A 17,845-nucleotide genomic window follows, 5' to 3' on the forward strand; every position below is an offset into this window, starting at 1 on the left:
CCCCAGGACGTTGCGCCCTGCATAATCATTATCCGAGCTTCAAATCGAGTTTGGCGTTGAGGTAGTCGAGTACGAGCCGTCGCGCATCCTGCGGGTCAGGTCCGGTGCTGGAAAGGGCGGCGCGCAGCCATAGCCCATCGATCAGCGCCGCGGTGACACGCGCGATGTCAGTGGCGTCGCGCCGGCCCATGAGCTTCAAGGCGTGGACCAGATTGTCATGCAGGCGAGAAATGATGATGTGTTGCACGCGCGCCAGTCTTTCGTTCTTGGGTACCTGCGCCCAGAAGGCCAGCCAGGCGGATACGCCTTGGGGCGTGAACTGATCAGGCCCGATATTGCCGTCAATCACAGCCAGCAGCCTTTCGATGGGCGATCGGGCCAGCTTCAGCCGCTCCACCACCGAATCCCTGAGGCTGTCGCCCAGCTGCCGCAGAGTTGCCTCCAGAAGGTCCGCCTTGTCCTTGAAATAATGATGCACGATGCCGGTCGACACGCCCGCTTTGGCGGATATGCGTGACAGGCTGCATTCGGCAAAGCCGATTTCGTGGATCGAGGCGATGGTGGCATCGATCAACTGTCGGCGCCTGATTTCCTCCATACCAACTTTTGGCATCGCCCCCTCGTGAACCTGGGCCTCGCGGAACTTTGATCAGGGTCCCTCTTGCCGGTCCCGGCAGCGCGCCCCACAATCCAGACAACCCAGGGTGATTGCCGGGGCGGGCCAGAAACACTGTTTCGGGACGCCGGGCAGCAGAACCGGGCGAGGCATCCTGATGTTTTTATATTGGACGATCAATCAAAAAAAAGATTGGGAATTGCCGGTTAGCGACGATAATATGGCGCCGTGGCGAAACTTTTTGCCAATTTGCCCCTAACTTTGAAGTCGCCCTTAAGCGCGGCAAAAGATCGACCGGGCGTAGAACGACAAAAAAGCCTGGGGCAGGCGAACGGGATGGCAACTGGAAAATGGGAGACTTACCTATGTTGATGCGTAAACTGTTGGCCGCTTCGGCGATGTCGCTGGTGATGGCGGTTGCCGCCAATTCAGCGGCCTTGGCTGCTGACGGCGAGGCCTGCAAGAAGGTCCGCATTTCCGAAGTTGGCGGCTGGACCGACAACACGGCGATCAATGGCCTGTTCACCAATGTCTTGAAGGGTTTGGGCTACGAGGCCGACGTTAGTCTGCTGGCCCTGCCGATTACCCTTGAAGGCATGAAGAACAAGGACGTCGACGTGTTCCTCGACAATTGGATGCCGAGCCAGGTGGCCGACGTCACCCCGTTCCTCGACGACAAGTCGGTCGAGAGCATCGGTGCCAATCTGGAAGGCGCCGGCTACGGCCCCGTCGTCCCGCAATATGCCGCTGACGCCGGCGTGAAGGACGTGAAGGATCTCGGCAAGTTCACCGAGAAGTTCGAAGGCAAGTTCTACGGCATTGAGCCCGGCAATGACGGCAATCGTATCGTGCAGGGAAAGATCGACGATCCGGCCAATGGCATGGACGGTTGGGAAATGGTCGAATCGAGCGAGCAGGGCATGCTCGTTCAGGCGCAAAAGGCGATCGAGAAGGGTGAATTCGTGGCCTTCCTCGCTTGGACCCCGCATCCCGTCATGGGCAAGATGCCGCTGCATTATTTGAGCGGTTTCGAGGCCGATGGCTTCGGTGGCGCCACCATCTACACGCTGACCCGCGCGGGCTATTCGGCTGAATGCCCGAATGTCGGCGCGCTCCTCAAGAACCTGAAGTTCACGCTCGATATGGAGGGCACCATTATGGAGTCTATCCTCGGCGGCAAGGACGGGGAAACGGCCGCGAAAGAGTGGCTGGTTGCCAATCCTGGCGTGCTCGACGCGTGGCTTGCCGGTGTCACAACCATCGACGGTCAGGATGGTTTGGCTGCGGTAAAGACTAGCCTCGGTCTCTGAATGCAATAAAGTAGGTGGCCTCGGTACCGTTAGCTGTACCGAGGCCATCGTCTTTATGGCGTTCGCGATTGGATGCCAGGTTGGATTCCGCAAGGCTGGGTGGGGGAAGCCATGGAAGAATTAATGGGTTGGATCCGTACGAATGGGGATCCCGGCTACTGGGCCGATGAGGCGATCGAACTCATCAAATTTTACTTGGGTGGCTTCTTCGATTTTGTTTCCGGCTATGCCGGCGACGGCATGGAAGCATCCGTCGACTGGTTCGCCTCCATTCCGCCGGCCATCTTCATTGCCTGCTTTGGCTTGATCGCCTATTTGCGGCACCGCGACTGGAAGGTCGTGTTGATCGTGGTGATTGGCCTGTCATTCGTCCTTTATATGTCGCTTTGGCAAAAGACCTTGTGGGAAGACATGGTCGCGACCCTGTTGCTGGTCGTCTATTCGACCTTTGTAAGTCTCCTCATCGGCATACCCCTCGGCATCTATTGTGCCAAACGCCCGGCCGTATACAACACGGTAGCACCTGTTCTCGATCTCATCCAGACGATGCCAAGTTTCGTGTACCTGGTGCCGGCGCTGGCGCTGTTTGGATTGGGTATGGTGCCGGCAGTCGTGGCCACGGTGATCTTTGCGGTCGCTGCGCCGGTTCGCCTCACCTATCTCGGCGTAAGCCAGGTGCCGACTGACCTGGTCGAGGCCGGCGAATCCTTTGGCTGCACAAAGTGGCAGTTGCTGACACGCGTCAAGCTTCCTTCGGCTTTGCCGACGATCATGGCCGGCGTGAACCAAACGATCATGCTGTCCTTGTCGATGGTCGTGATCGCAGCACTTGTCGGTGCGCCCGGACTCGGCGTGCCGGTTGTGCGGGCGCTTGCTCAGGCAAATGTTAAACTTGGCTTTGACTCTGGCTTGGCCATTGTCGCCCTGGCGATTGTGCTTGATCGCCTGCTGAAGCAGCCCAAAGTGCGTCGTCGCCTTACCAAGAAAAAAGCATAGGGAGCGACTGTCATGAGCAATCCAAATGCAGTGCGCTTCGAGAACGTCGATGTGATCTTTGGTCAAAAGTCGAATGCGGCGCTGGCCTTGCTTGACCAAGGTGAGGGCCGCGACAGCATCCTCGACAAGACCGGCTCACTGGTTGCCGTCCACGATGCGTCGCTTTTTGTCAACAAGGGTGAAATTCTCGTACTTATGGGTCTTTCCGGCTCGGGAAAATCCTCGCTGCTGCGTTGCGTGAATGGACTGAACAAGGTCACGCGTGGCCATGTCATCGTGTCAACAAATCAGGGTGAGGTCGATATCGCCAATTGTTCCGACGAAGCCCTGCGCATGGTTCGACGGAACAGTATCTCGATGGTGTTCCAGCAGTTTGGTCTGATGCCCTGGTTGACGGTTTCGGAGAATGTCGGATTCGGACTAAGTATCCGCGGCATGGATGAGGCTGAACGAGATCGTATCGTGGCGGACAAGATCGACATGGTCCGGCTCGGTCAGTTCGCTGACAAATTTCCGCATGAACTTTCCGGTGGCATGCGGCAGCGTGTCGGACTGGCGCGGTCCTTTGCGACCGAGGCCGAGATATTGCTCATGGACGAGCCATTCTCGGCGCTCGATCCGTTGATCCGAGAGCATCTGCAGGACGAACTCATCGAGCTGCAACGCAAGCTGAAGAAGACGATCATCTTCGTCAGCCATGATCTCGACGAAGCGCTCAAAATCGGCACGCGCATCGCCATCATGGAAGCTGGCAAAGTCGTGCAGTTCGCTGTGCCGGAGGAGATCATTCTCAATCCGGTCAATGATTATGTGCGCCAGTTCGTGGCCTCGATGAATCCGCTCACTGTGCTCAAGGGCGGTACCTTGATGCGTCCTGCCGGCGATCTTGTCCGTGAACCCGGCTCGACCTTCATTCAGCTGGACCGCGCCGGACGTTGCCGCTGCCAGCTCGACGAGGCGGGAAAGCCCATCAACCTGATGGTCAATGGGCGACCGGGTGAGTTTGTCGCCTATTCAAGCGACCTTGATCTCGCGGCCATTGCCGAGAGCAATGCCATGGTCACAGGCCTGGATCGCACACCGATGCGCGCTGCTGTGACAGTGCGGCAGCAGACGAAGCGGCCGATGATCCTGCTCGGCGATGATGGCGCCCTGCTGGGTGTTGTTGGCGAGCACGAGATCTATCGCGGCATGCTGCGGCAGACCGAGTATGCCAAGGTCGATGTTTCACCGCCGGACAAGGTTGCGGTGTAGCACTTGCCGCAGATCTCCGATTCCATTCACGCCATCCTGTTCGACAAGGATGGGACTCTGTTCGATTTCTACAAGACCTGGGGGCCTGTGACGGAAGAGGCAGCACTCCTGGTCGCGCGTGGCGATCCGGCGAAGGCCAGGCATATCCTCAAGGAAAGCGGCAAGGATCCGGAAACCGGCAAATATGTTCCCGGTTCGCCGATCGCCTCGGGCAGCAACCGTGAGATCTCGGACCTCTGGGCGAGCCTCGCCGGTCGCGCCGATACGGATGCCGTCTATGCCGAGGTGCATCAACTGTTCCTGAAGCGCCAGGCGACGGCGGCGACGCCGGTCACCGATCTCGACGTCCTGTTCAGCCGCCTCCGCGCGCGTGGTCTGTCATTGGGGGTGGCGACGATGGACAGCGAGGAATCAGCGCGCGCCTCGATGGCCCGGTTTGGCGTTCACGGTTCGCTCGACTTCATCTGCGGATTCGATACCGGCCACGGCGTGAAGCCGGGGGGCGGCATGGTCGAGGCTTTCGCGCGCCATGTGAATCTGCGGCCATCGATGATCGCGGTGGTAGGTGACAGCCCCCATGACATGGCGATGGCACGGGCCGGCAAGGCGGGGAAGGCGATCGGCGTGCTGACCGGCGTCAGCCTGCGCGCGATCCTGATGGATCATGGCGCGGATGTCGTGATCGAGAGCATCGTGGAACTGGAGACGGCGCTTTAGGTGCCATCGCTCAATCGAGCGTGATGACCTTGACCTTCTTGCCGGACGTGGTGAGCGCCAGCTTGCCGTGCTTCAGCTTCAACGCTTCCTCGCCGAAGATCTCGCGGCGCCAGCCCTCGAGGGCCTGGATGTCGGCGTGATCGCTCGCAGCCAGGGCTTCGAGATCGCCTGCACTGGCAATCAGCTTCTGTGCCACTTCATGTTCGTCGCAATGGAATTTCAGCAGCACGCGCAGGAGTTCGATGATCGGTCCCAGGCCGGCCGGGATATCCGGCCGCGGGTCTAGCTTGGGTGCCTCGCTCTCTGGCATCTCCAGGCCGCGCTGGACGGCAGCCAGCACACCATCGCCAAGCTTGCCCTCGGCGAAGCTTCGCGACAGGCCGCGGCAGCGTGACAGGGCATCCACATCCCGGGGAGGATGGGCGGCAATCTCGAGCAGCGTCTCGTCCTTGACCAGCCGGTTGCGCGGCAGGTCGCGGGCCTGGGCCTCGCGTTCGCGCCAGGCGGCGATTTCCTTGAGGACCGCCAGGAAGCGCGGCTTGTCGCTGCGGGTCTTAAGGCGCATCCAGGCATTGTTGGGGTCGGCGCGATAGGTATTGGGGTCGGTGAGGATGGCAATCTCGTCCTCAACCCAATGGGCACGCCCGGACTTTTCCACCTTGGCCTGCAGCTTCTCATAGACCGTGCGCAGATAGGTGACGTCGGAGAGGGCGTAGGTCAGCTGCTTTTCCGACAGCGGCCGATGCGACCAGTCGGTAAAGCGCGACGATTTGTCGATCCTTGCGCCGGCCAGCTTGGTGGCTAGGGTCTCGTAGCTCGCGGCATCGCCAAACCCGCACAGCATGGCGACGATCTGGGTGTCGACCAGGGGTGTCGGCACCTTCCCGGTCATGCGCACGAAGATTTCCACGTCCTGGCGTGCCGCGTGGAACACCTTGATCACCTTGGGATTGGCCAGCAACTCAAAAAGAGGTGCTAAATCAATCCCTTCCGCCAAGGCATCGATCGCTGCGGCCTCGTCAGGACCAGCCAGCTGAACCAGACAGAGGATCGGCCAATAGGTCTTGTCGCGGAGGAATTCGGTATCGATGGCAACAAAGGGAGCGCTCGACAGCCGTTGGCAAAAAGCGGCCAAAGTGGCGGTGTCGGCAATCACTGCGGCCTGTTGTTTGGTTGCTACCATGTTCATCGGGTTTAGCTATAACGACTGGACCCGAGTCAAGGGAAGGGCCTCGTTTGCATAAGCGGGATGCCCGCCGAAACCCTTGACAATCCGCCGCTTTCCGCGTCATTTGCCCAGCAAATTTGGGTGCAATTTCCGTTATTTTCAAGGACTTCCCAAGATGCATGCCTACCGTTCCCATACCTGCGGCCAGTTGCGCGCCAAAGACACCGGCGAGACCGTCCGAATCTCCGGCTGGATCCACCGCAAGCGGGACCATGGGAATCTGGTGTTCATCGATTTGCGCGACCATTATGGCCTGACGCAATGCGTGCTGGATATCTCCAACCCGATCTTCAAGCAGGTTGAGCAGACCCGACTGGAAAGCGTCGTGACGGTGACCGGCAAGGTCGTCGCCCGCACGCCGGAAACCACGAACCCGCGCATGCCGACCGGCGAGATCGAGGTCGTGATCCAGGAATATGCGGTCCAGGGTACGGCCGAGGTTCTGCCGCTGCAGGTCAACAGCGAGGAAGATTACAGTGAGGAAATCCGCCTCAAGCACCGCTTCCTGGATCTGCGTCGGGACAAGGTGCACCGCAACATGATGTTGCGCGCAAATGTCATCGCGAGCCTCCGCCGCCGCATGATCGCGCAAGGCTTCACCGAGTTCCAGACGCCGATCCTGACGTCGTCGTCGCCGGAAGGTGCCCGCGACTTCCTGGTGCCCTCGCGCATGCATCCCGGCAAGTTCTACGCCCTGCCGCAGGCACCGCAGCAGTTCAAGCAGCTCCTGATGGTGGCGGGCTTCGACCGCTATTTCCAAATCGCCCCCTGCTTCCGTGACGAGGACAGCCGGGCCGACCGCAGCCCCGGCGAGTTCTACCAGCTCGATTTCGAGATGAGCTTCGTCACGCAAGAGGACGTGTTCAACGCCATCGAGCCGGTGCTGCACGGTGTGTTCGAGGAATTCGCCGAGGATCGCGTCGTCTCCGTTATGCTGTTCCCGCAGATCCCGTTCGAGGAATCCATGCTGCGCTACGGCTCGGACAAGCCGGATCTGCGCAACCCGATCCGCATCACCGACGTGACGGAGATCTTCCGTGGTTCCGGTTTCGGCATCTTCGCGAAGGCCGTCGAGGCTGGCTCCGTCGTGCGCGCCATTCCGGCACCAGGTGCTGCCGGCAAGCCCCGTTCCTTCTTCGACAAGCTCAACGATTGGGCGAAGACCAATGGGGCAGCTGGCCTGGGCTATGTGATTTTCGAAGCGGCTGGCCCTAAGGGCCCGATCGCCAAGAACCTCGACGAAGCGCGCCTGGCACAGCTGAAGGAACAGGCGGGTCTCAAGGACGGCGATGCCGTGTTCTTCTCCTGCGACAAGAAGCTCGCCGCCGCCAAATTCGCCGGCGCCGTGCGCACCCGTTTGGGCGAAGAACTGGGCCTCATCGATCCGAAGAAATTCGAGTTCTGCTGGATCGTCGATTTCCCGATGTACGAACTCAACGAAGACACCAACCAGATCGAGTTCAGCCACAACCCGTTCTCGATGCCGCAGGGTGGCCTCGATGCGCTGCTGAACAAGGATCCGCTGACGATCAACGCGTTCCAATACGACATCGTTTGCAACGGCATCGAATTGTCGTCGGGCGCTATCCGGAACCATCGCGCCGAGATCATGTACAAGGCTTTCGAGATCGCCGGCTATGCGAGCTCCGTGGTTGAGGAGAAATTCGGCGGCATGCTAAATGCGTTCAAATTCGGCGCGCCGCCGCATGGTGGTTCCGCGCCGGGTATCGACCGCATTGTCATGCTCCTCGCGGAAGAGAAGAATATCCGAGAAGTGATTTGCTTCCCGTTGAACCAGCGTGCCGAGGATCTGCTGATGCAGGCGCCGACCGAAGTGCCGCCTGCGCGGCTGAAGGAATTGAGCATTCGCCTCGATTTGCCTTTAGCCAAAAAGTAGGTCAGTATCCCGCGAAATCCCGTGCTGCGGATGCCCTGCCGGTTCCATGCTGGCAGGAAAATGGGTCGGCAAAGTCGGTGCCGGCGGGCGCGGATGATCGGACCAATATCCAGGGGAGCGGATGTCCTTACCCTTTGATGACGGCTTCTCCGTTCCAGCCGAGTGGGTGCTCCATGCCCGCTGCTGGATGGCGTGGCCGACCCGTGCGGAAAGCTGGGGTGAACATCTGGATGCGGCGCGCGACAGCGTCGTCGAACTCGCCAATACCGTGGCCGAGTTCGAACCTGTCTCGATGATCACCAAGCCGAAGAACGTTGCCGAAGTTTCGCTGGCGACAGGCACCAACGTCAGCCAGATCTCGCTCGCCCATGATGATTGCTGGATGCGCGACATCGGACCCAGCTTTCTCGCCAATGCCGGCGGCGAAATCGCGGGCGTCACCTGGGGATGGAACGCCTGGGGTCATCGTTTTGACGATTTTGAGCGCGATGCCGCTGTTGCCGAAACGCTGCTCGATCGGCTGGAGATGCGCCGTTACATGGGCGCGCTGATCCTCGAAGGTGGCGCAGTTCACTGTGACGGTGAGGGCACTCTGCTCACCAGCGAGAGTGTACTGATGAATCCCAACCGCAATCCGGATCTCACCAAGGAACAGGTCGAGGAGCAGCTTATCCAGATGCTGGGCGTGCGGCATATCATCTGGCTGGGCGAAGGCCTGCAGGACGATATGCGCGGCGGCCATGTCGAAAACCTGGCGCGTTTCGTGCGCCCGGGCGTCGTCCTCGCCACCTCATGCAGCGATCCGGCCGATCCCAATTTCAAGGTCTGCGAGGACAATCTGCAGCGCCTGCGCCACACGCGCGACGCGGCTGGGCGCGAACTCGAGATCATTGAGGTCGAGCAGCCACGGCCGCGCTTCGATGCCGAAGGACGGCGCCTCGCCATGTCCTATGTCAATTTCTATCTGCCCAATAGTGCCGTGATCCTGCCGGCCTTTGAAGATGGCCAGGCTGACAAGCGCGCCTATGACATCACCACGCGCATCTATCCCAAGCGCGAGATCGTGCAATTGCCGGCGATCGAGCTGGCCTATGGTGGTGGTGGCATTCACTCAATCTGCCTGCCGCAGCCGGCCGGCAACGTCGCGAAGCCCCGCTGACGGCACCCCGCGACATAAGCGAAGACGCGCTTCTTGAACTCATCCTCGACAAGGCCGGGGCAGGGCAGCGCATCATGATCGGCATCGCCGGCCCGCCAGGCGCCGGCAAGAGTACCTTGGCCGAAGCCTTGTGCGCGCGTCTGAATGAACGTCTGTCCGATGATCCCGCCCTGGTGGTTCCGATGGACGGCTTTCATTTCGACAATGACATTCTCGTGGCCCAGGGGCTGCTGCCACGGAAAGGGGCCCCGCAGACGTTCGATGTCGCGGGCTTCCATCACCTGCTGACGCGGTTGCGCGGCCCTGAGCCAGAGATTGGCATACCGGTCTTCGACCGGGACCGCGACCTCGCCCGCGCCGGTGCCAGGCTGATCACCCCGGTGCAGCGCATCCTCCTCATCGAAGGCAACTACCTGCTGCTGAAGATGGAACCGTGGTCGCGGTTGAAATCCTTGTTCGATCTCACCGTGTTCCTGCCGGTGCCCATGTCCTTACTGGAAGAGCGCCTCGTCCAGCGCTGGCTGGATCATGGCCTGACATTGTCGGCTGCGGAAACGCGCGCGCGCGGTAACGATATCCCCAACGCCGCATTGGTTCTGGCTGAAAGCCAGCCGGCAGACTGTATCCTGCGCTACTGATTGCTGCGCAGATAGGCGCGCATGGCCGCCAGCCCTTCCGGCACATGGTTGCGGACAAAGCCGATGCGGAAGCGATCGGTGGGCGTCGAGGTGAGCTCAGATCGATAAAGTCCTGCTGGCAGCAACACAACACCCGCTTCCTCTACCAATCGACGGCAGAAGGTTTCGACGCCGTCCTTGCCCAGATAGCGCGGGAAGGCGATGCAGCCGCCATCGGGATGTTGCCAGTCGAAGAGATCCGGGAAATCGGCGAAGAAGGCATCAACGGCCGCGAGATTGCTGGCAATGAGCGCCTGGTTGCGGGCGATGATCTTGTCCGTGGCCTTGAGGGCGATGACGGATAGATGCTCGCTCGGTCCCGCATTGCAGATGGAGAGATAGTGCTTCACCCGCTCCATGCGGTAGAGCAGATCATGGTCGCGCGAGGCGATCCAGCCGACGCGCAGGCCTGGCAGGCCATAGGCCTTGGACATGACGCCCAAGGTCAGGCCCTTCTCATAGGCCTCGATCGCGGAGGGCAGGCGCAGTTCCGGCTTCCGCTCCAGCCCGCGATAGACCTCGTCCGAGAACAGCCAGATGCCATGCTGCCGACAAAGCGCCACGAGCCCGTCGAACGTTGCGCGGTCGATCACTTTGCCGGTCGGGTTGTGCGGGAAATTGATGGCGATGAGCTTGGTGTTTGGGCGAATGGCGGCGCGCATCGCATCCAGATCGAGTGCCCAGTTGTTGTCGGCATCGAGGGCCACGCCGGTCGTGGCGCAGAGGGCGCGCGGCAGCTCTTCGCTTGATTGATAGTTCGGCGTCACCACGATGGCGTGGTCATCCTTCTCGAGGAGCGCGTGCATGGCGCAGAAGATACCTTCCTCGGCGCCGGCAAAGGCCAATATGTCATCCGGTTTCACGCCTTCGTAGATGGAGGCCACCGCGGCGCGGAGGGCAGGGGTGCCGGTTGTCTCGATATATTGCAGTGGCAGGTCCTCGAAGATCGCGCGATCCTCCGGCGTCGCCAGGGCCAGCAATTCCTTCAGGCTCAAGGTCTGCATGTCTGATGCCGTCATGTGATAGCGGCAGGCGAACTCCCATTTGCCGAGATAGGTTTCCCAAACGGAAATCGGGCAGCATCGACATGGGTCTATCCTTCAGGCTTTGCGGGCTTCGCCGAGCAAATTGTAGATGGTGGCGCGCGACAGGCCGAGCGCATCGGCCACATGCTGCGCCGCCTTGCGGGTGGCAAATAGGTTGCGGTCTTCGAGATAGGCCATCAGCGCCACCCGGTCGTCGCGGTCGATCGCCTTCAAGGTCAGGCCCCGTTCCTGTAGAAAAGCGCGGATGGCGAGATTGATTTGCTCGCGCCAATCCTGGGCGAAGATCGGTTCGGGTGTCGGCTGCTCGGCCTTGGTAAAGGCATTCAGCAGATCGATGGCGCGGTCGAAAACGGCCAGATCGAAATTGATGCACAACAGGCCGATACGCCGACCGGTTTCGTCCTTGAGGATGGCACTGATAGATTTCAGCCGTCCACCCTCGGGACTGGCCTTCTCATAAGGGCCATAAACATCCTTCTCGCCGATCAGTTCAGGATCGCTGCCGAGATGCGACGGATCGCCAACCCCACGTTTGGAGAAGGCGTTCCAGATGCCGGCAACGCGGTCTGTTTGTAAATCATGAACGACTACCTCCGCTTGCGGCGCGAGGAGCGCCGCAATGGCGGAAGCAGTTGGAAAATGAAGGGCGAGAGCGCCCGGCGGCTTGGGTAGTTTGCGGCTCATATGCGGGAGATAGTCCAATTTAGACGATTTGTCAAATTGCCTATCGCAATATCTCTACCGTCATGGTCGGCCTTCGCCGACCATGACGAGAAAGGTCGATTACCGCGGTTTCCGCTTCCGATACAGCACATGCCGCAGCAGCGGATGATCCGCGGCCAGCATCGGATGATCAAAATCCGCGTCCGTGTCATGAACGAGCCCCAGCCGGTCCATCACCTTGCGCGAACGTTGGTTGCTGACCGTTGTGAAGGACACGATCTCCGGCAGATCGAGCACGGTGAAGCCGAAGCCAAGCGCCACGCGCCCGGCTTCGGTCGCATAGCCGTGGCCCCAATGCTCAAAGGCGAGGCGCCAGCCGACCTCGACGCAAGGTGTGAAGGCCGCCTCGAAACGCGGCCGGGACAGGCCGGCATAGCCGATGAATTCTGCCCTGCCTGGAATCTCCAGCGCCCACAGGCCCCAGCCTTGGGTATCAACTTGCCCGGCGATGCGGTCGGCGAAGGCGTCGCTTTCCTCCCGCGTCAGCAACTTGCCGATGGTCGCCATAACCCGGGGATCGGCATTGAGCGCTGCGAAGGGCACACGGTCACCGGCCCGCCACGGCCGCATCAGCAATCGCTCCGATGCGAGCGTGGGCGCCGTCATTACATCCGTTCCGGCGTCTCGATGCCCAGCAGTTCCAGGCACAGTTCCAGTTCCTTCAGCACCAATTCCGCCAAAGCGAGGCGTGAGTGACGCCGTGCCACATCGGTTTCCGACAGGATATGGAAGGCGCTGTAATAGCTGCTGAAGGTCTGCGCGAGGTTGAAAGCGAAATCGGCGATCCGGTTCGGCGCCAGCTCCGCATAGGCGGAATCGATCGCATCCGGCATCTGCCCCAGCATCAGCATGAGGTCACGCTCGCCTTCTTCAGGCGTTAGGATCGTCCCCGGCCGGTCACCTTGCGCCTCGGCCTTCTTCAGCAATGATTTCACGCGCACGGCGGCGTAAAGCAGATAGGGGCCGGTCTTGCCCTCGAAGCGCGAGAAGCGATCGAGATCGAAGATGTAATTGGCAATCGGGTTGTTGCTGAGATCGGCGAATTGCAACGCTGCGACGCCGACCTTCTTCGCGAGATCGCCGCGCTCGGCCGCGTCGTAATCGGCACCGAGACCGTGCTCGGTCAGCTTCTTCATCGCCTCGTCCGACATCATCTGGATAAGGTCGTCGAGCCGCATGACACCGCCGGCGCGCGTCTTGAACGGCTTGCCATCGACGCCGTTCATGGTGCCGTAGCCAAGATGGAACAACTTGCCTTTGCCATTGATTCCGGCCTTGATCGCGGCGCGGAAGACCTGGACGAAATGCAGGCTCTGCCGATGATCGACGACATAAATCGACCGGTCCGGGTTCTGGCAATTGACCCGGTCGATGATGGTGGCAAGGTCCGTGGTGCCGTACATCGCCGCACCATCGGATTTGATGAGAATGAGCGGCGGAATGTCCTGCTTGTCGGTCTCTTCCTTTACCGGAATGATGAGAGCGCCCTTATCCTCGATGGCGACGCCCTTTTTCTTCATGTCTTCGACCATCGGCGGGATGAGATCGTTGACACAGGCCTCGCCCTTCCACAGGTCGAAATAGACGCCAAGATTGCCATAGTCGCGCTTCATGGCATCGACGGAGATGTCGAAGAAGTGCTGCCACACGGCGCGGTAGCCCGGCCTTCCATCCTGCAGCTCCGCGGTGGCGAGGCGCGCGCGCTCAAGCCGTGCCGGGTCTGCTTTGCAGTCGCCCGACGCCTTCGGATACATCTCCTCAAGTTCACTCAACGTGACCGGGCTTGTCGTGGGGTAGGCACCGGTGAAGCTGGCGTCGAAATAGGGGAGGCCAGGCTGGCGGATCTCGAGCTCGGAGATGAGCATGCCCATCTGCAGGCCCCAATCGCCCATATGCACATCGCCGATGGTCTCGTTGCCGACGAACTTGAAGATGCGCCGGATGGAATCGCCGATGATCGCGGCGCGCAGATGGCCGACATGCATGGGCTTGGCGATGTTCGGTCCGCCGTAATCCAGCACCACCACTTCGGGCTTCGCCTTTACCGGCTGGCCGAGGCGCGGATCGGCCGCCACACGGTTCATGGCCTTGGCAAAGTAGTCGTCAGTGACGCTGAGATTGATGAAGCCGGGTCCAGCCAGCGAGACATCGCGGAAAATCGGATTGGCCTTCAGGGCCTCGGCCACCTTCTCGGCGATGGCGCGCGGGTTCTGCTTTGCGGCCTTCGCAGCCGCGAGCGCCCCGTTGCACTGGAACTGGCCGAGGTCGGGCCGCCCGGAGACGATCACCTGCCCGAAGGCCGGATCAAGACCCTGGGCCTGGAAAACGGCCCCGGCGATGTCGCTGAGTTGAACGGTAAACGAGGTCATGTAAACGGATCCAAACTGAAAGGGCCCACGCACCCCGTGGGCGGCGGGCGATGCTGTTTTATAACCGGCTTAGAAGGCGACGTCGCCGGTTGTCGTGCGGTCGCGGCGGCGGGCGCGCTTGGTGGCCTGGACCGGGTCGTCGCCGGAAAGCTGGGCCGCCGCACCGGTCGTGATCGGGCCGAGCCGCGCCACGATCGTGTCCATGCTGGGCTTGTCGCCGGGCGTGTAGGCATCCAGGGCGCTGCGCATATGGGCGAGGTGCTCGGCCGAAGTCCCGCAGCAACCGCCCACGATACGGGCGCCGGAATCCCGCGCCAGGCGGCTGTAATCGGCCATCAAATCCGGGGTCCCGTTATACTTGATCTTGCCGGCGTCAAAGAACGGGATGCCGCAATTGCCCTTGGCAATGATCACATCGCCGGGCCTTGCCGCTGCCGATAGCTGCACGATGGTCGCCGTGAGGTCCGAGGCGCCGACGCCGCAATTGGCGCCATAGGCCGTGGGCTTGGGGTCAAGCGTGTGGACGAAATCGACGAAATCCGCCGGCGTCAGGCCCATCATGGTGCGACCATTCGTGTCGAAGCTCATGGTGGTGACGATCGGCAGGCCGGCCGCGGCAGCACCCTTCACGGCGGCCGCCACTTCTTCCTTCGCCGACATGGTCTCGATCCACAGCACATCCACGCCGCCGGCCTTGAGGGCCAGGGCCTGTTCGCGGAAAGCGACGACGGCTTCCGGCTCGGTCAGTGAACCCAGCGGCTCAAGCAACTCGCCCGTCGGCCCCATGGAGCCCGCCGACCACCTCCCGGCCGCTCCGATCCGCCACGCCGCGCGCGATCTCCGCCGCCCGCTGGTTGACCTCGGCCACCCGGTCCTGGAGGCCGTGCAGCTTCAGCCGGTATTTGGTCCCGCCAAAGCTGTTGGTGAGGATGATATCCGCCCCCGCATCGACGAAGCCTTTGTGCAAGGCCTCGATCCGGTCAACATGGTCGAAATTCCACATTTCCGGCGCGTCGCCTGCCTGGAGACCGACCTGGAACAGGTTGGTCCCGGTGGCGCCATCGGCCATCAGGAAGGGCTTTTCAGCCAGCAGGCGGAGAAAACGATTTGTCATCAATAGGTTCCCGGTTCCAAGGCAGCGCGGTGGTGCCAATTTCATCATATAACGGCTTTGTTATATAAGCGGCAAAGTAAGACTTTCTGGCCGCTGCTTCAAGGCAAGAGATTGGTTACACTAGCTAGCATGGCACCTGATTCCACCCCGCCCGTTGCGACCGAGTACTGGCCCGAGATGACGGAGGCTGACCGGCTGAGTCTGAGCTGGCTGACCGACGCCGAGCGTCAGGCTTCGCTGGAAGCCACGCTGACACAGCGACCGCCGGGGCAGCCGATCTGGATCTTCGCCTATGGTTCGCTGCTGTGGAAACCGGCCTTTGCCCATGTCGAGGCACGCATGGGCGTTCTACGCGGCTATCACCGGCGCTTCTGCCTGATCGTGAGACGTTTCCGCGGCACGGATGAGGCGCCGGGCCTGATGCTCTCCCTCGATCGGGGCGGCCTATGCCGCAGCGTGGCGCTACAACTCGACCCCGCAACCGAGATGGATGACCTCCACGCTCTTTGGCGACGCGAGATGATTTCCGCCGCCTACACGCCGCGCTGGTCGCGGATCAAGACCGAGACCGGTGAGATCAACGCCATCGCCTTCGTCTCCAACCGCAAGCATATGCGTTATCTGCGGCCCGGCACCGACGAGGAATCCGTCACCATGATTGCACGCGCCTGCGGCCCCGTCGGCTCCTGCGCCGAATATCTTCACGAAACCCATGCGCATCTGCTGCAACTGGGTATCACCGACCGCGGTCTTGCGCGGATGGACAGGCTGGTCCGGGAAAGAATTGCGGCGACCAAGCAGCAATAGGGGGGAGGATCTTGAGGGGGGAAAGCTCCAAAGCGGCTCTCGAGCGCGAGCTGCAGCGCCTGGATGCGGACATCGTCCACACCGGTATCTTTGATTTTGCCTGCGCCTTTCGCGAGCGGCGATTGCACCGCAGCGACCTGCTGGGCAATGTCGACAACGCCGTTTTTGCCAATGTCCCGCCAAAATGGGATGTGGCGGAATCCATCCTCGCGCCCGGCCCCTATCGCAGCGAGACCATCGCTTACGATCCGGCCTCGGTCCGAGCCTATCCGTTCGAACCCAAGGCGGCACTCCTGGTCGCCGACTTTACCGGCCCACAGGCGGAGATCATGCCGCGCCGCATTCTGGCGCGACAGATCGAAAGGCCTCGGCGCGTGGGTTCGAGGTGGATGCCCGCACATTTGAATTCGAGTTCATCATGCTGAATGAAACGGCGGAAACCCTGCGCAGCAAGGTTTTGCCGCTTTCAATCAGTTCGCACCGGATAACCGCTGCTGGTCGGGCCAGACCGCGGCGATCTATGCTGGCTTCGTGGCCGAGCTTGAAGATTTGTTGCGCCGTGCCGATATCGACCTCCTGGCACTCGGTGTCGAATTGGGGCCGGGCTGTTTCGAAGCAACACTGCGCCATCGCCCGGCCATGCGCGCGGCCGATGATGCCGCCTTCTTCCGCCTCTTCACCAAGGCCTTCTGCCGCCGGCGCAACATGACGGCGAGCTTCATGCCTTTGCTGGGCGCCGGCTATCCCGGCATCGGTGGGCATATCAATCTGTCGTTGCGGGATACCAAGACGGGCCGCAATCTCTTTGCTGATCCAGCCGACCACAATGGTTTGAGCGCATTGGCCCAATCCTTCCTGGCGGGCATCCTCGAATTGGCGCCAGATGCCTTTCCGATGGTGGCCTCAACCGTGAATGCCTATCGCCGCTTTGCACCCGGCAGCTGGGCGCCGAAGACGGCAAGCTGGGCGCCATACAATTATGCTGCTGCGGTCAGAACGGCGGCCGAAACCGATGCGATGACGCGCCTCGAGCTCCGCCTGCCGGGCAGCGACGTCAATGTCTATCTGGGTCTTGCCATGATGCTGGGTGCCGGTCTCGACGGGATCGAGCGCGGCCTGCCGCTCACGGCTGCGCCGATCAGCAGCGGTGGGCCGAATGAGATTCCAGGGGATGTGCCTCGCTTGCCCGGTGACCTCACGGAAGCGACCCGACGCTTCAAGGGAAATCCCGCGAATGCCAGATTGTTCGGCGCTGCTTTCGTCGATCATTTCGCCATGATCTGCGACGCCGAGGACGCTGCCCTCCGTCGTGCCGTGAGCGCCGCCGAAGTCGCGCGATATCTGGAATCGGGCTGGTCGATCAGCCCAGCGGAATGGCTGTGTCTGCCTTCAGGATCGACAACACAATGCTGGATTGCGTGTCGCGGACGCCGGGCATGCGCAGCGGGTGCAGGTTGAGAACTCGCCCAGCGCGTCGAGGTCCGACGTCATGACATGGATCAGGAAATCACTACTGCCGGTGATGGCGTAGCAGGCAACGACCTCCGGCCGACGGAGCAGGGCTGCTTCGAAGGCAGCCACCGTCTTTTCGGCATGATCGCCAAGCTTGATCTGCACGAAGGCCTGCAGGCCGCAGCCGACTTTCTTGGCGTCCAGGCTCGCATGATAGCCGCGGATGAAGCCTTCATCCTCCAAACGCTTCAGGCGTCGCGCGCAGGGTGTCGCTGACAGGCCGACCTGCTCGGCAAGCTCGGTGACGGCAATCCGCCCATCACGCTGCAGGATGCGCAGCAACTTGCGGTCGATCGTGTCCAGCTCTGCCATGGAGAAATTCCCTCATCATTGTCACAATAATAGGGAAAGACACCAATTTGTAAAGGTGAGGCGGGATTTTTGGCGGAAAACCCTCGGTGATCGAGGGCAGGATTGATG

At 61.2% G+C, this 17,845-nt stretch carries 17 protein-coding genes and 1 pseudogene; 10 read left to right on the plus strand and 8 right to left on the minus strand.

Features of this window, described 5'->3' with window-relative positions; all coding sequences use genetic code 11:
* Window positions 1-28: 28 nt before the first annotated feature.
* Complete coding sequence (gene betI / locus IPK59_01835; GenBank protein MBK8157574.1) at window positions 29-613, minus strand: transcriptional regulator BetI; 585 nt, start codon at window positions 611-613, stop codon at window positions 29-31.
* Window positions 614-987: 374 nt separating this feature from the next.
* Between betI and IPK59_01840 the strand changes: the two genes are divergently transcribed.
* The 4 genes from IPK59_01840 to IPK59_01855 all read left to right on the plus strand — a co-directional run bounded on the left by IPK59_01840 (window position 988) and on the right by IPK59_01855 (window position 4,893).
* On the plus strand, window positions 988-1,926 hold the full coding sequence (locus IPK59_01840) for a glycine/betaine ABC transporter substrate-binding protein (protein MBK8157575.1): 939 nt from the start codon (window positions 988-990) through the stop codon (window positions 1,924-1,926).
* A 123-nt stretch (window positions 1,927-2,049) separates the two neighbouring features.
* On the plus strand, window positions 2,050-2,922 hold the full coding sequence (locus IPK59_01845; GenBank protein ID MBK8157576.1) for an ABC transporter permease subunit: 873 nt from the start codon (window positions 2,050-2,052) through the stop codon (window positions 2,920-2,922).
* 12 nt (window positions 2,923-2,934) lie between these two features.
* Window positions 2,935-4,176, plus strand: coding sequence for a choline ABC transporter ATP-binding protein (gene choV, locus IPK59_01850; protein MBK8157577.1), 1,242 nt, complete (start codon window positions 2,935-2,937; stop codon window positions 4,174-4,176).
* Between the two features lie 3 nt (window positions 4,177-4,179).
* Window positions 4,180-4,893, plus strand: coding sequence for an HAD family hydrolase (locus IPK59_01855; GenBank protein ID MBK8157578.1), 714 nt, complete (start codon window positions 4,180-4,182; stop codon window positions 4,891-4,893).
* A 10-nt stretch (window positions 4,894-4,903) separates the two neighbouring features.
* Here the strand turns inward: IPK59_01855 and rnd are convergent, their stop codons facing one another.
* A complete protein-coding gene (rnd, locus tag IPK59_01860) occupies window positions 4,904-6,076 on the minus strand; it encodes a ribonuclease D (protein MBK8157579.1) in 1,173 nt (390 codons plus the stop codon).
* Window positions 6,077-6,236: 160 nt separating this feature from the next.
* Between rnd and aspS the strand changes: the two genes are divergently transcribed.
* The 3 genes from aspS to IPK59_01875 all read left to right on the plus strand — a co-directional run bounded on the left by aspS (window position 6,237) and on the right by IPK59_01875 (window position 9,815).
* A complete protein-coding gene (gene aspS / locus IPK59_01865; GenBank protein ID MBK8157580.1) occupies window positions 6,237-8,018 on the plus strand; it encodes an aspartate--tRNA ligase in 1,782 nt (593 codons plus the stop codon).
* A 121-nt stretch (window positions 8,019-8,139) separates the two neighbouring features.
* Window positions 8,140-9,177: an agmatine deiminase family protein gene (locus IPK59_01870; GenBank protein MBK8157581.1), complete on the plus strand. Its 1,038-nt coding sequence runs from the start codon at window positions 8,140-8,142 to the stop codon at window positions 9,175-9,177.
* 14 nt (window positions 9,178-9,191) lie between these two features.
* Window positions 9,192-9,815 (plus strand): nucleoside triphosphate hydrolase, encoded by a 624-nt coding sequence (locus IPK59_01875; protein ID MBK8157582.1) that lies wholly within the window; start codon window positions 9,192-9,194, stop codon window positions 9,813-9,815.
* Here the strand turns inward: IPK59_01875 and IPK59_01880 are convergent.
* The 5 genes and pseudogenes from IPK59_01880 to bmt form a co-directional block, all read right to left on the minus strand.
* Window positions 9,809-10,873, minus strand: coding sequence for an aminotransferase class I/II-fold pyridoxal phosphate-dependent enzyme (locus tag IPK59_01880; GenBank protein MBK8157583.1), 1,065 nt, complete (start codon window positions 10,871-10,873; stop codon window positions 9,809-9,811). The genes IPK59_01875 and IPK59_01880 overlap by 7 nt on opposite strands.
* Window positions 10,874-10,954: 81 nt before the next feature.
* On the minus strand, window positions 10,955-11,584 hold the full coding sequence (locus IPK59_01885; GenBank protein MBK8157584.1) for a PAS domain-containing protein: 630 nt from the start codon (window positions 11,582-11,584) through the stop codon (window positions 10,955-10,957).
* Between the two features lie 99 nt (window positions 11,585-11,683).
* The gene (locus IPK59_01890; GenBank protein MBK8157585.1) at window positions 11,684-12,229 is read right to left on the minus strand and encodes a GNAT family N-acetyltransferase; all 546 of its coding nucleotides are present in this window, start codon (window positions 12,227-12,229) and stop codon (window positions 11,684-11,686) included.
* On the minus strand, window positions 12,229-13,992 hold the full coding sequence (argS, locus tag IPK59_01895) for an arginine--tRNA ligase (protein MBK8157586.1): 1,764 nt from the start codon (window positions 13,990-13,992) through the stop codon (window positions 12,229-12,231). The genes IPK59_01890 and argS overlap by 1 nt, the downstream gene beginning before the upstream one ends.
* A gap of 69 nt (window positions 13,993-14,061) precedes the next feature.
* Window positions 14,062-15,106: pseudogene (bmt, locus tag IPK59_01900) on the minus strand (betaine--homocysteine S-methyltransferase).
* A 177-nt stretch (window positions 15,107-15,283) separates the two neighbouring features.
* Here bmt and IPK59_01905 point away from each other — a divergent pair.
* The 3 genes from IPK59_01905 to IPK59_01915 all read left to right on the plus strand — a co-directional run bounded on the left by IPK59_01905 (window position 15,284) and on the right by IPK59_01915 (window position 17,371).
* On the plus strand, window positions 15,284-15,913 hold the full coding sequence (locus tag IPK59_01905) for a gamma-glutamylcyclotransferase (GenBank protein MBK8157587.1): 630 nt from the start codon (window positions 15,284-15,286) through the stop codon (window positions 15,911-15,913).
* An 11-nt stretch (window positions 15,914-15,924) separates the two neighbouring features.
* Window positions 15,925-16,338, plus strand: coding sequence for a hypothetical protein (locus tag IPK59_01910; GenBank protein MBK8157588.1), 414 nt, complete (start codon window positions 15,925-15,927; stop codon window positions 16,336-16,338).
* A 106-nt stretch (window positions 16,339-16,444) separates the two neighbouring features.
* Window positions 16,445-17,371 carry a hypothetical protein gene (locus IPK59_01915; GenBank protein ID MBK8157589.1) on the plus strand — a complete coding sequence of 309 codons (927 nt, stop codon included), beginning with the start codon at window positions 16,445-16,447 and terminating at the stop codon, window positions 17,369-17,371.
* Here IPK59_01915 and IPK59_01920 read toward each other — a convergent pair.
* A complete protein-coding gene (locus IPK59_01920; GenBank protein ID MBK8157590.1) occupies window positions 17,303-17,737 on the minus strand; it encodes an Lrp/AsnC family transcriptional regulator in 435 nt (144 codons plus the stop codon). The two genes, IPK59_01915 and IPK59_01920, sit on opposite strands and share 69 nt — an antisense overlap.
* Window positions 17,738-17,845 lie beyond the last annotated feature (108 nt).

Source organism: Rhodospirillaceae bacterium (assembly GCA_016712715.1).
Taxonomy (GTDB): Bacteria; Pseudomonadota; Alphaproteobacteria; order Dongiales; family Dongiaceae; genus Dongia.